The following is a 14,198-nucleotide window of genomic DNA, read 5'->3' on the forward strand; positions in this document are numbered from 1 at the left end:
GCCCGAGGCTCCCGATGGCCAAGCTCAGCGTCAACTTGAACAAGATCGCGCTCCTGCGGAATTCCCGCCATACCGGCGTGCCCGACCTTGCTCACTTCGCCCGCCTGGCTCATGCCGCCGGGGCCGCAGGGCTCACGGTTCACCCCCGGCCGGATGAGCGGCACATCCGGCGCACGGACGTGTTCATGCTGGATGCGCTGATGCGCCCCTGGCGCCCCGCCTTCGAGTTCAACATCGAAGGCTATCCCGAACCCCGGCTGATGGAGATCGTCTCCGCCCTGCGGCCCGAACAGGTGACGCTGGTGCCCGATGCGCCGGGCGCCTTCACCTCGGACGAGGGATGGACGTTGGGCGCCGAGCAGATGGCGCAGGTGAAGCTCGCGATCACAACTCTGAAGGCCCAAGGGGCGCGCGCGATCCTCTTCGTCGACCCCGATCCCAGCGTAATTCCGCGCGTGTTGGACGCAGGGGCCGATGGGATCGAGATCTATACCGGCGGTTACGCGGCGGCCCATCGCGCCGGAGGCCATGGCGCGATTCTAGAAGCCTGCGCTGCGACCTGTGCAGCGGCCCGCGCGGCCGGCCTCGCCATCAATGTCGGCCACGATCTCAATCTGGAGAATCTCCCGCCTCTGGTCGCAGCGCTGCCCGGCCTCGCCGAAGCCTCGATCGGACACGAGCTAACGGCGGATGCGCTGATCTTCGGCTGGGAAGAGACGATCCGCCGCTACAAGGCGGCACTCGCCGGCTAATCCCACATGCCCTCGTGCAGCGCGAGTGCCTCCTCGCGCAGCACGGGGCCGATCACCTCGACCCGGCGCTGGCCAGCCGCAAAAACGGTCTCGCAAGGCAGGTCGAGCGTCGGGTTTTCGGGGTGGTTGCCCGTTAGCGCCTTGAGATCGCGCTCCGAACAGCCATAGACCACACGACCGACCCCCGCCCAGTAGGCGGCACCGGCACACATCGCGCAGGGCTCAGCCGAAGTGTACATCGTGCAGCCGGCGAGAAACGGCGCATCATAGGCGATCGATGCCCGGGTCATCAGCACCCGCTCGGCGTGGCCCGTCATGTCGTGATCCGGCATGAAGCCATTGCCTTGTTCCATCAATACCGCGCCGTCAGGCCCCACCAGAATGGCGCCGAAGGGATGCTGCCCCTGCGCCCGCGCCTGCATCGCCACCGCGAAGGCGCGGCGCATGTAGTCTTCGTGATTCATCATCCTCTCCACTGGGGCGATCCTCCGCATCATGCAGGAACCGCGCCTGTAGCAAAACGACGGCAGGCAGGCTGGACGGCTCAAAATGTTATGTTATAACGTTTCCAGTCTCATGCTGAGGAACCCCATGCCCCGACTGTGCTCCCGCCCCTTCCTCCGTGGCCTGCTGCTCCTTGCCGCCGCCATCACCGGCCTGGGCTTCGCCCGTTCCGCCTCCGCCGCTGGCCCCCTTCATGCCATCGGCATCGAGAATGAATACGCCGACGTCATCGCCCAGATCGCGGGCTCCGGCGTCGTCACCAGCGCCATCATGTCCGATCCCAATACCGACCCGCACAGCTTCGAAGTGAGCCCCCGCATCGGCGGCGCGATCGCGCAAGCCGATCTCGTGGTGCTGAACGGCCTCGGCTATGACGACTGGGCGGCGAAGATGCTCAAAGCAGCACCAAAGGCAGACCGCATTGTCATCGACGTCCAGACCCTGCGCGGCCTGCCGGATTCCACGCCCAACCCGCATCTCTGGTACGATCCCGCCACCATGCCGGCGGTGGCCAAGGCGGTGGCCGCCGCCTTGGCCAAGCTCGACCCGTCGCATGCAGCGGAGTATGCGGCCCGGGAGAAAGCCTTCGAAGCCTCGCTGAAGCCGTGGACCGATGCCCTCGCCGCCTTCAAGGCGGCCTATCCGGGCGTGCCGGTGGCCGTCACCGAGCCCGTCGGCGACTACATGTTGCAGGCGGCAGGGGCCGCGATCAAAACACCCTTCGCGCTCGAAGCCGCGATCATGAACGACACCGATCCGGCGCCGCAGGACATCACCACGCAGAACGCTCTTTTCATCAAGGGTGAGGTCAAGGCCTTGGTCTACAACCAGCAGGTGACGGATCCGCTGACCACCTCCTTCCTGGACCTCGCCCGCAAGCATCGCATTCCGGTGGTTGCCGTCTATGAAACGATGCCCAGCCCCGGCTATCACTATCAAAACTGGATGCTGGCGGAGGTCGAGGCCTTGAAGCGCGCCGTCGCGGGCGGGCTGTCGACCGAAACCCTGCTGAAGCCTGCCGCCCACTGATCCGAAAAGCCCGATCCGCCATGCCCCATCACCTGGAGACGCTCCGCGTCGAGCAGCTGAGCGTCGCCTATCCCGGGCGCCGGGTGCTGCAGGATGTCAGCTTCACGCTGAAGCGCGGCAGCGTCTGCGGTCTCATCGGCTCCAACGGCTCCGGCAAAACAACCCTGCTGCGGACGATCCTGGGTCTGCAGGCGCCCACCAGCGGGCTCGTGCGGATCGGCGGCAAGAGCGGTGCTGCGACACGCGGACTGGTCGGCTACGTGCCGCAGAAGATCGGCTTCGAAACCGAGATGCCGCTGCGCGCGCGGGATGTCGTGGGCCTGGGGCTCGACGGTGGACGGTTCGGACTCCCGCTGCCCTCGCGCAGCCGCACCCGTCGGGTGATGGAGATGTTGGAGGCCGTCGATGCGACGGGCTTTGCGGATCAGCGCATCAGCGATCTCTCCGGGGGGCAGCAGCAGCGCATCCTCATCGCCCATGCCATGATTCGGCGGCCGCAGCTCTTGCTGCTGGATGAGCCGCTCGCCAATCTCGATGTTGGCGCGGTGGCCGACATTGTCCATCTCCTGCACCGGTTTGCCGTGGAGGAGGGTGTCACCGTCCTCGTCTCGGCGCATGACATGAACCCGCTGATGGGCGTGATGGACCAGATCGTCTACCTGGCCCATGGCCGTGCCGCGGCCGGCACGACGGAAGCGGTGGTGAGGACCGACGTGCTGAGCCGGCTCTACGGCCACCACATCGACGTCATCCGCGTCCATGGCCGCGTCCTCGTGGTGGCCGCCGGCGCGGCCGACGAAATTCCCCTCGCCGTCGAACGGCATCCCGTCCACGTCTGCGAGATCCCCTGACCCGCATGTCGCTTTATGAGGTCATCATCGCTCCGGGCTTCTTCGCGAGCGGGCCAGTGCAGACGGCGCTGCTCATCGGCAGCGGTGCGGCCATCGTCTCCGGCGCCATCGGCATCTTCACCATCCTGCGCGGCCAATCCTTCGCGGGCCATGCGCTGTCCGACATCAGCAGCGCCGGCGGCGCTCTCGCCTTTCTCGTGGGCTTTGCGCCGCTCTGGGGTTTTCTCGGAATCGCGGCCGCAGCCGCTCTTGCGCTGGAGGCAGTCGGCCTGAGACGGACGCAGGAGCGGGATATCGCGACCGGCATCGTCTTCGGCGCCGGGCTGGGCGTCACCGCCCTGCTCCTGCACTTCGCCGTGGCGAGCCGCAGTTCGGGCGGCGCCGCCCTCTCCGTCATGTTCGGCTCGATCTTTGCAATCCCGGGCAGCCTCGTGGTCCCAGCGCTTGCGGTCGGTTTGGGCGCCCTGGCGTTGCTTGCGGTGATGTGGCGCCCCCTGCTGCTCGCCTCCGTCCATCGCGATCTCGCGGCCGCCCGCGGCGTGCCCGTGGCGCTCGTCGGCCTTCTCCATCTCTTGGTTCTTGCCCTCGCCGTCACCCTCTCTGCCATGACGATCGGGGCGATCCTCTCCACGGCCCTGCTGATCGGGCCGGCGGCAGCCGCGATGCGGCTGACGGCGCGGCCGGGCCGGGCCATCCTGCTCGCGATCCTCTTCGGCCTGCTCTCCTGCTGGGGTGGCATCCTGCTCGCCTATGACAGCTATGGCTGGACGCCCGGCCACCCCTGGCCCGTCAGCTTCTTCATCGTGGGGTTGATCGCGCTCTTCTACCTGCTCTCCGGCCTGCGCCTGACCGGCGCGGCGCAGACGCGGCAGGCCTGAGCCCAATGTTCGCGAGCTACATGATCAACGGCTGGATCATGGCGAGCATCGTCGCCGTGGTCGCCGGCAGCGTCGGTTTCTTCGTGGTGCTGCGCGGCAATAGCTTCGCCGCCCATAGCCTGCCCATCGGCACCTTCCCCGGGGCAGCCGCCGCCAGCCTCTTCGGCTTTCCGCAACTCTGGGGGTTGCTCGGCTTCGCGCTCCTCGGCGTCCTCGGCATCACCCGTCTCGGCCGCGGCGCGCGACGGGACGTGGCGACGGCGCTGACCCTGGTCTGCCTGCTCGGGCTCGGCACGCTCTTCCTCAGCCTCTCCGGCCATTACGCACAAGGCGTCTATGCCCTGCTCTTCGGCCAGTTGGTGAGCGTCAGCCGGGCAGCCCTTCTCCCCATGTCGGTGATGGCCGCTGTGGTGCTCGCAACCCTCGCCCTGATCTTCCGGCCGCTGCTGCTCAACACGGCCTCGGTCGATCTCGCCGCCGCGCAAGGCTGGTCACCTAGCCGCCTCGACCTGATTTTCCTCGCGCTGCTCGCGCTCGCCACCGTCATCGCCCTTCCGGTGGTCGGCGCTTTGCTGGTGTTCAGCCTCACGGTCGGGCCGGCCGCGGCCGCGCGGAGCCTCGCCCACCGCCCGGCGCAGGCGATCGGGCTCTCTATCGGCCTCGCTCTCGTCACCGTCTGGTTGGCGATCGCCCTCGCCTATCTCTCCGACTGGCCGATCGGCTTCTTCGTCGGCACGCTCTCCGCCCTGCTCTTCGCCGGCGCGCGGCTCATCCGAAGCGTGCGGGGCTGAAGGGCGCGAGCGAAAGGGCGGGCGGCTGCCCAGTCATCAGATCCGCGACCAGCCGGCCCGTCGCCGCCGACTGCGTCAGGCCGAGATGGCCGTGGCCGAAGGCATAGACGATCCGTGGCGAGGCACGAGACACGCCGATGACCGGCAGGCTGTCCGGCAGTGATGGGCGGAAACCCATCCATTGCCGGCCGCCCTCCGACTTCAGCCCGGGCAGGAAATCCTGCGCCTTCCGCAGCATGGCCTCTGACCGCTTGTAGTTGGGTGGCAGTTGGAGGCCGCCGAGTTCCACGGCGCCGCCGACACGCAGGCCGGTGGAGAGCGGTGTCACCACGAAGCCGTGGCCGCCGAAGATGATCTGGCGACGCAGGTCAAAGGCGCCGGGCGGCAGGGTGGTGTTGTAGCCGCGCTCGGTCTCGAGCGGGATACGGTCGCCCAGGCCGTCGGTGAGCCGGCGGGACCAGGCCCCGGCGGCCACGACTGCCTGCCCGGCGGTGAGGTGCCGGCCATCCCTCAGGCGCAGCATGACGCCGTCTTCGCTGGGCAGAAGCGCGACCGCCTCCCCGGCATGAAAGGTCACGCCTGCCGCGCGGAGATGGCGCGCGAGGGCGAGCGCGAAGAGGTAGGGATCGCTCACCGTCCGCCAGCCGGGGACGAAGGTGCCGCATAGGAAGCGCGGAGAAAGTCCCGGCTGCAGCTCCGCCATCCGTGCGCCGGAAACGTGCTCGAAGGCGATGCCCGCGGCCTCCCGCGCCTGCCATCCGGCCTGCGACTCACGGAAGGCCCGTTCGCTCTCGTAGACTTCGAGCGATCCATCGTGATGCACCATCGGGCCGAGCCCGGCAGCGGTGATCAGCCGGTCCATCTCCGTCTCGGCGAGACGCATGAGGCCCATCTGAGCCGCGAGGCTCGCGGCCAGCCGGTCCCGCCAGCCGGCTCGCCAGAAGCGCAGCAGCCAGGGCGCGATCTTCAGGGCATAGGCCGGCGGAAGGGACAGCGGCCCGAGCGGGTCCATCAGCCATCGCGGCACGTGGCGTATCTTGCCGGAACTGGCCAGCGGCAGCACGTCCGAAAACGCGAGCGCCCCGGCATTGCCCGAACTGGTGGCGGCCGCGACGCCGCCGCGCTCGACCACTGCGACCCGGCGCCCAGCGGCCGAGAGACTGCGTGCGATCGCGAGGCCGACGATCCCGGCACCGATGACGACGACGTCCGGCGGCACCTCCGGCAGGTCCCCTGATGGAGGGATGTCCCCCTCCGCCTCACTCGTCACGCATCTCTCCGCAGCCACTGCGCCAGGCTGAGGAGAATGGCAGCCGTCGCGCCCCAGATATAGTGGTCGTCATGCGGCCAGACGTAGATGTCCCGCCAATCCGTGCTGCCGGGCGGCCGCATGCGCTGCCGGGTCGGCTGAGCCGGGTCGAGCAACACGGAGATGGGTAGGCTGAGGAGATCCGCGACCTCGTCCGCTTCCGGGTGAAGGTCGAGACCGGGGGGCAGAAGGCCTACGACCGGCGTGACGACGAATCCCGTCCCCGTCTCGTGCAGAGGCAGCCGGCCGACGATCTCCACCACGCCTGGATCGAGCTTCACCTCTTCCCAGGCTTCGCGCAGCGCCGCGGCTTCCGGGCTGAGATCGGTCGGGTCGATGCGGCCGCCTGGGAAACTCACCTGCCCGCCATGGTGGCGCAGATGATCCGCCCGGCGGGTGAGCAGAACCCGCGGCGCCGGCTCCATGATGATCGGCACCAGCACCGCGGCGGCGCGGCCCTCCATGATCCGGGTGACGGTCTTGGCACTGGTATCAGGCGGCACCGGGCGGGCCAGCCGGGCCCGCACCTCCTCCGCGGTCAGCGTCCCGCTCACGTCTCGTCGTTCGGCATCTCGCCCAGGGGAAAGAAGACGCCGCTGCTCCACACGCCCAGCATCATGCGTCCCCGCACCGTCTGCGGCTCGGCGAGGGCCGCCAGTTCGTAGAAGACGGGTCGGCTGATGCGCGCCTCGATGGGGTGGTCGCCATTGCCCGGCCTGAGCCGGACATAGGGCTTGGGATCGCCCCCTGCCTCGTCCATGAAGCGCAGCGGATGGTCGAGATCGACGGTGACGATTTCGTCCGTGTTGGTGCGGAAGGTGATGACCTGCTCGCTGTCGGCGCCGTCCCATTCCATCTCGACGACGACAAAAGGCGCATCCTCGACGACGATCCGGCCGCGCTCGGCGGGCGTCTCCAGCCAGAAGCTGCCATCGGCCTCGCGCCTCAAGACGCTCGCGAAGAGGCAGACGAGTTCCTTCCGGCCGATGGCGGTACCCTTGTAGAGCCAGGTTCCGTCCCGCTTGATGACGAAGGGAAGGTCTCCGCACTCGGCGGGTTTCCGGCCGCTTCGCACAGGGCGCGGCACGGCCGCTGCCTGTCCGAGGGGGGGTGCCGCCACGCTTGGCGTGCTCTTCAGTCCTTCCTGCTCGCCCGACACAGCCTCAACCTCATCATCGCCTCAAGCCAGACTTTGACCGGCAATGCCTTCCCACAAATTCCTGAGCCGACATTCACCTGACCATGAACTATAGATAGGGTCATCGGCTCGACAGGCTAGCCGCGTTAAGATGGCGGCTGGTTATATTGGGCCATGATTGCCAAGGAACACCATGCCTTTCGAAATGGGACGACCAGGAAGCGACGGCAATGTGGCGGAGGAGATTCTTTCACGAGCCGAAGAGCTGGGCGCCCAGCTTGCCGAACTGAAAAGCGAGATTCGACGGATCATCTTCGGCCAGCGCGAGGTCGTCGATCTCGCCCTCACCGGCATCCTCTCAGGTGGCCACGTCTTGCTGGTGGGCGTGCCCGGCCTGGGCAAGACGCGGCTGGTCGATACGCTCGGCCGCACCCTCGGCCTCAAGACCAACCGCGTGCAATTCACGCCCGACCTCATGCCGGCCGACATTCTCGGCAGTGAGGTCCTCGACGAAACGAGCGAGAGCGGGCGGCGCGCCTTCCGCTTCCTTCCGGGCCCCGTCTTCTGCCAGCTGCTCATGGCCGACGAGATCAACCGTGCCAGCCCCCGCACGCAATCGGCTTTGCTGCAGGCGATGCAGGAAGGCCATGTCGCCGTCGCCGGGCAGGACCGGCCGCTGCCGCGCCCCTTCCATGTCCTCGCGACGCAGAATCCGATCGAGCAGGAAGGCACCTACCCGCTGCCCGAAGCACAGCTCGACCGCTTTCTGCTGCAGATCGACCTCACCTATCCCGAACGGGCGGATGAGCGGGCCATGCTGCTCGCCACGACCGGCACGGAAACCGCGGCGCCCCGCGCCATTCTGAGCCCGGAGACACTCTTTGCCGCCCAGCGGCTCGTCCGCGCCATGCCGATCGGCAATGCGGTCGTGGACGGAATCGTCTCCCTGGTGCGGGACGGGCGGCCGGACGGCTCCTCCCTGCCCCTCGTGCGCAACCATGTCGCCTGGGGCCCGGGGCCACGCGCCGCACAGGCACTGATGCTCGCAAGCCGCGCCCGGGCGCTGCTCGATGGGCGGATGTCGCCCAGCCTGGAAGACGTCGCCGCCCTCGCTCCGGCTGTGCTCCGGCATCGCATGGCGCTGTCCTTCGGTGCACGGGCCGAGGGCGTGACGCTCGAGACCGTCATCGCCGCCATGGTTGCCCGCATTGGCGCCTAAGGCCTCGGCCGTGGGGCCTGGTCGTGCCGCGCCGCTGGCCGCCGAGGCCCTGGGCCAAACGCTGCCGCCTCTGCTGCTGGCTGCCGAACGAGTGGCCGCTTCGGTCGCGCAAGGGGTGCATGGGCGCCGGCGCACCGGCCGGGGTGACAGCTTCTGGCAGTATCGCCCCTTCACCGAGGGGGATACGGCCCAGCGCATCGACTGGCGGCAAAGCGCGCGGTCGGACCGGCTCTTCGTGCGGGAGACCGAATGGGAAGCGGCGCAAACCGCTTATCTCTGGGTCGCGGATGGCGCGGCGATGCGCTGGCAGAGCGGGCAAGCGCCCGCGAAGCGAGAGCGCGCCGTGCTTCTGGCCCTGGCCTTGGCTGCCCTCCTGCTGCGCGGCGGCGAATATGTCCGGCTTCTCGGCGCCGCACCACATCCAGCGGCGGGACGCGCGGCCCTGCCTGCGATTGCCGCGCTGCTCGACGGACCGCAGACCGAACAGCCTCTGCCGCCGCCGCTGCGCCTGCCGCGCCACGCCCACCTAGTGCTGATCGGCGACTTCCTCGAGCCTCTGGACGACATCCGCACGGCGGTCACGGGATTCGCCGGCCTTCCGGTCTCGGGTCATCTGCTGCAGATCCTCGACCCGGCCGAGGTCGACTTGCCCTTTCGCGGCCGGGTGCGTTTCGAGAGCCCAGGCGGCCGCGGCCTCGCGGATCTCGTGGTGCCGAAGGTCGAAGAGATCCGCGACGCCTACAAAGCCCGGCTGCAGGATCAGATCGCCGGGATCGGCACCATCGCCCGCGCCGCCGGCTGGACGGCCGGGCTGCACCGCACCGACCACACGCCGAATGCTGCACTGCTCGCGCTCTATGAGGCGCTCGCCCCGCGATGATCTTCGGCGCGCCCTGGCTGCTTCTGGCCTTTCTCTTCCTGCCCGTCCTCTGGTGGCTGGTGCGCGCCAGCCCGCCGGCCCCTCGGCGGCAGAGCTTCCCCGCCCTGCGCTTGTTGGCGGGGCTGGAGACGCAGACGGAGTCGCCCGAGAGAACGCCGCCCTGGCTGCTTCTCCTGCGCCTTTTCGCGCTCGCTTGCCTCATCACCGGCCTCGCCGGCCCGATCCTCAACCCGCGCACGGGGCCGGTCGGGGGCGGTCCGCTGCTTCTCGTGATCGACAATTCCTGGGCCACGGCCAGCGACTGGGCAGATCGCCTCGCGGCAGCTCGCGCTGCGATCTCCACCGCGGCGCGGGACGGACGGCCGGTCGCCCTTTTGGCCACGGCCGCGGAGCTCGACGGCACGCCGCCCGCGATCCTGGGCCCCATGCCCGCAGCCCGTGCCGAAAACCACCTGGCCGCCGTGATGCCGCATCCCTGGTCGCCGGATCGCGCCGCGGATGCGCGCGCCCTCGGCACCTGGCACGCGCCGGACACCTCCGTCCTCTTCATCGATGACGGCATCCTGGCTCCATCGGGAGAGGCGGCATTCCGCCGCGCGCTCGGCGCAGCCGGCACCGTGACGGAGCTGCGTGCCCCGGCGGACGCTCCCTTGTTGCTCCCCCCCGCTAACCGGGCGGGGCAGCGGCTGGTGCGTATGGCCGCCCTGCCCCTCGCCGTCGACCGGAGCTTCGCCGTTCTGGCCGAGGGCGCGGATGGCCGTAGGCTGACGCGCGTCAGCCTCTCCCTCCCGGCCGGCCAGACGATCGCGGAAGCGCCTCTGGGCCTGCCCACCAGCCTCGCCAACGAAGTGACCGCGCTGCGGCTCGCCGGTGCGCCCTCGGCCGGCGGCACGCTGCTGCTCGACGGCCAGTGGCGTCGGCGGATCGTGGGCTTGGCCTCGGCTGACGGTGCCAACGCCGATGCGCCGCTCGTTGGCCCACTCTACTACCTGAACCGGGCGCTCGGACCGGATGTCGAAATCCGCCACGGCACGCTGGACGAGTTGCTCGCCGAGCCGCTCTCCGCGCTCATTCTGAGCGACCGGCCGCTGCCGCCGGGCCCGGAGCGGGACGCGGTTGCCCATTTCGTCGAACAGGGCGGGCTGCTCATTCGCTTCGGCGGTCCTCTGATGGCGGAAAGCGGCCCCGACCCTCTGCTGCCCGTTCATCTGCTGCAGCAGGACCGGAGCCTCGGCGGTGCGCTCTCCTGGAACAAGCCTGAGCATCTTGCCGCTTTCCCGGCCACCAGCCCCTTCGCCGGTCTCACCGTGCCGCAGGACCTCACGGTACGCCGCCAGCTGCTTGCCGACCCCGCCTCCCTCGGCCAAGCGGCGGTCTGGGCGACGCTGACCGACGGCACGCCGCTCGTCTCCTCGGCACCGCTCGGCCGGGGCCGCATCGTGCTGTTTCACGTCACGGCCGATGCCGACTGGTCGAACCTGCCGCTCTCCGGCCTGTTTCCCGCCTTGCTCGACCGGCTGGTGCAGCTCGCCGCAGGGCTCGGCGAAACCAATCCACAGAGCGAGCTGGCGCCCGTCTCCGTCCTCAACGGCTATGGCGAGCTGGGACCGGCGAGCGGTGCCGCGGCGCCCGTGCGCGCGGGCGATCTCGCGCATCTCCTGCCGTCGCCCAAGACGCCGCCGGGCTTCTATGGTGCGGGTGGTGACCGGCGCGCTTTCAACCTCGGCGGCGCGCTGCCCGACCTTGCCGCCGCACCGACGGTGCCAGGCGCAAGCCAGGGCACGCTCGGCGGTGGGCGCAACGAACGGGCGCTCGGCCCTGCGCTCACTGCGGCGGGACTGCTGCTGCTGATCCTCGACCTGCTGGCGAGCCTTGCGCTGCGGGGCGCGCTCGGGCCATTGCGGCGCGGGAGCCGCCGCAAGGCGGCGGCTCTGATGATCGCGCTCTCGCTCGCTTTGGCGCCCCGCGCACAGGCGGCCGGCGCGCCGCAGGTTCCGGCCGCCGCCCTGCAGACCTCGCTCGCCTATGTCATCACCGGCAATACGCAGGTGGATGCGCTGTCCGCGACCGGACTCTCCAGCCTCTCCGACTTCGTCACCAGCCGTTCCGCCGCGATCCTCGGCGATCCTGCCGGCGTCGTGCCGGGACGCGATGACCTCAGCCTCTATCCGCTGCTCTACTGGCCGGTGGTGCCGGGCATGGCCGCCCTCGCGCCCGATGCCATCGCCGCCCTCAACCGTTTCATGGCGGGCGGCGGCATTCTGCTGATCGACACGGAAGGCAGCGATAGCGGTGCGCCGGGCTCCGGGGCCGGCATGCAGCCCGGCGCGTCCGCAGCCCTGCGGGCGGCCGTCGAGGGGCTCGACGTCCCCCCGCTCACCCCTCTCGATCCGCGCCACGTGCTCGCCCACAGCTTCTATCTGCTGCGCAGCTTTCCGGGCCGTTTCGTCGGCGCGCCGGTCTGGGTGGCCCGCAATCCGGAGACCAGCAATGACGGGGTCAGCCCCATTATCATTGGGGCGAATGACTGGGTGGCTGCCTGGGCGATGAACCAGGACGGCAGCTTTCCCTTCAGCACCGTGCCGGGCAGCGACGAGCAGCGGCTCTATGCCTATCGCTTCGGCATGAACCTCGTGATGTATGCGCTGACCGGCACCTATAAGGGCGACCAGGTCCACGTGCCCTCCATCCTGGAGCGGCTCGGCCAGTGAACATGGCGGCGACCGTCACCGGCCTGCAATTCGCGCCGGTTCTCCCCCTCTGGCTGCTCGCGGCGCTCGCGGTCCTCGGTCTGCTCGCGCTCGTCCCAGCCTTCCTCGGCCGCGTGCCGGGCAGGCTCTGGCGCCTCCTGCTGCTGCTGGTGCTGCTCGGCTGGCTCACCGGCCCCACCCTGGTGCGCCAACAATGGCGGGACCTCCCGGACATCGCGCTGCTGGCGATCGACCACAGTGGCTCGACGACGATCCGCGATCGCGAGGCGATCGAAGATGCCGCCGCCGCGAAGCTGCGGCAGGAGGCGGCCGCCATTCCAGGCCTTGAACTGCGTACGGTCACCCTGCCGGAGCAGGGCTCCGAAGGCACGCAGCTCTTCTCGGCCATCGGCTCGGCGCTCGGGGACATCCCGCCCGATCAGTTGGCCGGCGTCGTGGCATTGAGCGACGGCGAGATCGCCGATGTGCCGGCCAAACCGCCCTTTGCCGCGCCCTTCCACTTGCTTCTGCCGGCGAAGGGCGAAGAAACCGACCGCAGGCTGCGGCTGATCGACGCACCGCGCTACGGCGTGGTTGGAGCGACGGTCACGCTTCGCTACGTCGTCGAGGATCTCGGCCCGGCCCCCGCGGGCGGCACAGCCACCGTTACCATCATGCGGGATGGGGAGCCGGTGAGCCAAGCGCAGGTCCCGGTCGGCCAGCCGCAGAGCCTCACCCTGCCGGTCAAGCGGGAGGGGCCGTCAGTCGTCGTGCTTCGCGCCTCCGCCCTGCCAGGCGAGGTCTCGCAGATCAACAACCAGCAGATCGTCACCGTGAACGGGGTGCGGGACCGGCTGCGGGTTCTCCTGATCTCCGGCCAGCCCGACCCCGGGGAGCGCGCCTGGCGGCGCCTCCTCAAATCCGATCCGGCGGTGGATCTGGTGCACTTCACCATCCTGCGCCCGCCGCAGAAGGACGATCTGACCCCGCTCGATCAGCTTGCGCTGATCGCCTTCCCGGAACGCGAGCTCTTCGAGCAGAAGATCGGCAATTTCGATCTCATCATCCTCGACCGGTTCCAGAACCAGGGCATCCTGCCCAGCGCCTATCTCGCCAATATCGCGCGCTACGTGCGCCAGGGCGGGGCACTGCTGCTGGAGGCGGGGCCGGAATTCGCGACCGCAGGCTCCCTCGCCCGTTCGCCGCTCGGGGCGGTGCTGCCGGCACAGCCGGTGGGAGCAGCTCCGCTCGACCCGAGTGCGGGTTTCCCGGACACGCTGCAGCCGCCGCTGCAGACCCAGTCCGGCAACGGCATCACCATTGCCCCCTTCCGGCCCCATCTGACCGATCTCGGCCGCCGCGACCCCGTCACGGCGGATCTCTCCGGTGCGACGGACGCCGATTGGGGACAGTGGTACCGGCTCATCGACAGCACCCAGGTGCATGGCCAGGTGCTGATGACCGGCGCCGGAGACAAGCCGCTGCTGATCCTCGACCATGTCGGCGAGGGGCGCGTGGGCCTGCTGCTCTCAGATCAGATCTGGCTCTGGGCTCGTGGCCATGACGGCGGCGGCCCTCAGGCCGAGTTGCTGCGCCGCCTCGCCCATTGGCTGATGAAAGAGCCGGCGCTGGAGGAAAACCGCCTCTCCGCCACCATCGCCGATGGCATGCTGCACATCGACCGGCGGCAGCTGGCGGCGGGCCCTCCCCCCGCGGTGACGGTGACGGACCCGGCGGGGCACACCCGGCAGGTCACGCTGCGCGCCCTCGGCCCCGGCCACGCCGTCTTCGATCTTCCAGCCACCGCCCCTGGACTCTGGACCGTGAGCGACGGGGCGCGGACCGCTTATGCCGCCTCCGACACGGCTGATCCGCCTGAATGGCGCGATTTGCGGGCAACGGCGACCAAGGCCGGGGGGCTGGTCGAAGCAAGCCACGGCAGCGCCCATTTCCTGCAGGCGGAGGGGGTTCCGAGCCTGCGCCTCGTCGAAGCCGGCGCCACCTCGGGCGGCCCGGACTGGATCGGCCTGCAGCGCCGCCATGCCCATGTCACGACCGGCATCGCCCTCACCACGCTGCTGCCGGCCTGGGCGGTCCTTCCGCTCCTGCTGCTGCTCGCCCTGCTCGCCTGGCGCCGGGAAGGGCGTTGAGCGAAGC

General features: G+C 69.6%; 13 protein-coding genes. 9 read left to right on the top strand and 4 right to left on the bottom strand.

Annotated features, from left to right (window positions below):
• Nucleotides 1–14: 14 nt before the first annotated feature.
• A complete protein-coding gene (locus tag ACYQ6W_RS07320; protein WP_459674495.1) occupies nucleotides 15–752 on the top strand; it encodes a pyridoxine 5'-phosphate synthase in 738 nt (245 codons plus the stop codon).
• Here the strand turns inward: ACYQ6W_RS07320 and ACYQ6W_RS07325 are convergent.
• Entirely contained in the window at nucleotides 749–1,219 is a 471-nt protein-coding gene (locus ACYQ6W_RS07325) for a nucleoside deaminase (protein WP_459674496.1), read from the bottom strand. The genes ACYQ6W_RS07320 and ACYQ6W_RS07325 overlap by 4 nt on opposite strands.
• Before the next feature lie 124 nt (nucleotides 1,220–1,343).
• Here ACYQ6W_RS07325 and ACYQ6W_RS07330 point away from each other — a divergent pair, with 124 nt between their 5' ends.
• Genes ACYQ6W_RS07330 through ACYQ6W_RS07345 form a run of 4 tightly spaced genes read left to right on the top strand, consistent with a single transcriptional unit; the run spans nucleotide 1,344 to nucleotide 4,805 of the window.
• Complete coding sequence (locus ACYQ6W_RS07330) at nucleotides 1,344–2,285, top strand: metal ABC transporter solute-binding protein, Zn/Mn family (RefSeq protein ID WP_459674497.1); 942 nt, start codon at nucleotides 1,344–1,346, stop codon at nucleotides 2,283–2,285.
• A 20-nt stretch (nucleotides 2,286–2,305) separates the two neighbouring features.
• A complete protein-coding gene (locus tag ACYQ6W_RS07335; protein WP_459674498.1) occupies nucleotides 2,306–3,136 on the top strand; it encodes a metal ABC transporter ATP-binding protein in 831 nt (276 codons plus the stop codon).
• A gap of 5 nt (nucleotides 3,137–3,141) precedes the next feature.
• Nucleotides 3,142–4,014, top strand: a complete 873-nt coding sequence (locus ACYQ6W_RS07340) for a metal ABC transporter permease (protein WP_459674500.1) — start codon at nucleotides 3,142–3,144, stop codon at nucleotides 4,012–4,014.
• A gap of 5 nt (nucleotides 4,015–4,019) precedes the next feature.
• A complete protein-coding gene (locus ACYQ6W_RS07345) occupies nucleotides 4,020–4,805 on the top strand; it encodes a metal ABC transporter permease (protein WP_459674501.1) in 786 nt (261 codons plus the stop codon).
• On the opposite strand, the gene ACYQ6W_RS07350 is transcribed toward ACYQ6W_RS07345, so the two are convergent.
• The 3 genes from ACYQ6W_RS07350 to ACYQ6W_RS07360 are packed head-to-tail and all read right to left on the bottom strand — an operon-like array spanning nucleotide 4,783 to nucleotide 7,234.
• On the bottom strand, nucleotides 4,783–6,075 hold the full coding sequence (locus tag ACYQ6W_RS07350) for an NAD(P)/FAD-dependent oxidoreductase (protein WP_459674502.1): 1,293 nt from the start codon (nucleotides 6,073–6,075) through the stop codon (nucleotides 4,783–4,785). The two genes, ACYQ6W_RS07345 and ACYQ6W_RS07350, sit on opposite strands and share 23 nt — an antisense overlap.
• Entirely contained in the window at nucleotides 6,072–6,668 is a 597-nt protein-coding gene (locus ACYQ6W_RS07355) for a CoA pyrophosphatase (RefSeq protein WP_459674503.1), read from the bottom strand. The genes ACYQ6W_RS07350 and ACYQ6W_RS07355 overlap by 4 nt, the downstream gene beginning before the upstream one ends.
• Entirely contained in the window at nucleotides 6,665–7,234 is a 570-nt protein-coding gene (locus ACYQ6W_RS07360; protein ID WP_459674504.1) for a DUF1285 domain-containing protein, read from the bottom strand. Before ACYQ6W_RS07360 ends, ACYQ6W_RS07355 begins: the two co-directional genes overlap by 4 nt.
• Nucleotides 7,235–7,445: 211 nt before the next feature.
• Between ACYQ6W_RS07360 and ACYQ6W_RS07365 the strand changes: the two genes are divergently transcribed.
• Genes ACYQ6W_RS07365 through ACYQ6W_RS07380 form a run of 4 tightly spaced genes read left to right on the top strand, consistent with a single transcriptional unit; the run spans nucleotide 7,446 to nucleotide 14,191 of the window.
• Entirely contained in the window at nucleotides 7,446–8,471 is a 1,026-nt protein-coding gene (locus ACYQ6W_RS07365; protein WP_459674505.1) for an AAA family ATPase, read from the top strand.
• Between the two features lie 10 nt (nucleotides 8,472–8,481).
• A complete protein-coding gene (locus tag ACYQ6W_RS07370; protein WP_459674506.1) occupies nucleotides 8,482–9,351 on the top strand; it encodes a DUF58 domain-containing protein in 870 nt (289 codons plus the stop codon).
• Entirely contained in the window at nucleotides 9,348–12,062 is a 2,715-nt protein-coding gene (locus ACYQ6W_RS07375) for a DUF4159 domain-containing protein (RefSeq protein ID WP_459674507.1), read from the top strand. The genes ACYQ6W_RS07370 and ACYQ6W_RS07375 overlap by 4 nt, the downstream gene beginning before the upstream one ends.
• 2 nt (nucleotides 12,063–12,064) lie before the next feature.
• Nucleotides 12,065–14,191 (top strand): hypothetical protein, encoded by a 2,127-nt coding sequence (locus tag ACYQ6W_RS07380; protein WP_459674509.1) that lies wholly within the window; start codon nucleotides 12,065–12,067, stop codon nucleotides 14,189–14,191.
• The last annotated feature ends 7 nt before the right edge of the window (nucleotides 14,192–14,198 follow it).

The sequence above is a fragment of the Acidisoma sp. 7E03 genome, from assembly GCF_054665075.1.

Coding starts and splice junctions, on each gene's coding strand:
- ACYQ6W_RS07325 (WP_459674496.1), bottom strand. CDS start 1,219: ATGATGAATCACGAAGACTACATGCGCCGCGCCTTCGCGGTGGCGATG.
- ACYQ6W_RS07340 (WP_459674500.1), top strand. CDS start 3,142: ATGTCGCTTTATGAGGTCATCATCGCTCCGGGCTTCTTCGCGAGCGGG.
- ACYQ6W_RS07320 (WP_459674495.1), top strand. CDS start 15: ATGGCCAAGCTCAGCGTCAACTTGAACAAGATCGCGCTCCTGCGGAAT.
- ACYQ6W_RS07375 (WP_459674507.1), top strand. CDS start 9,348: ATGATCTTCGGCGCGCCCTGGCTGCTTCTGGCCTTTCTCTTCCTGCCC.
- ACYQ6W_RS07380 (WP_459674509.1), top strand. CDS start 12,065: ATGGCGGCGACCGTCACCGGCCTGCAATTCGCGCCGGTTCTCCCCCTC.
- ACYQ6W_RS07335 (WP_459674498.1), top strand. CDS start 2,306: ATGCCCCATCACCTGGAGACGCTCCGCGTCGAGCAGCTGAGCGTCGCC.
- ACYQ6W_RS07345 (WP_459674501.1), top strand. CDS start 4,020: ATGTTCGCGAGCTACATGATCAACGGCTGGATCATGGCGAGCATCGTC.
- ACYQ6W_RS07330 (WP_459674497.1), top strand. CDS start 1,344: ATGCCCCGACTGTGCTCCCGCCCCTTCCTCCGTGGCCTGCTGCTCCTT.
- ACYQ6W_RS07365 (WP_459674505.1), top strand. CDS start 7,446: ATGCCTTTCGAAATGGGACGACCAGGAAGCGACGGCAATGTGGCGGAG.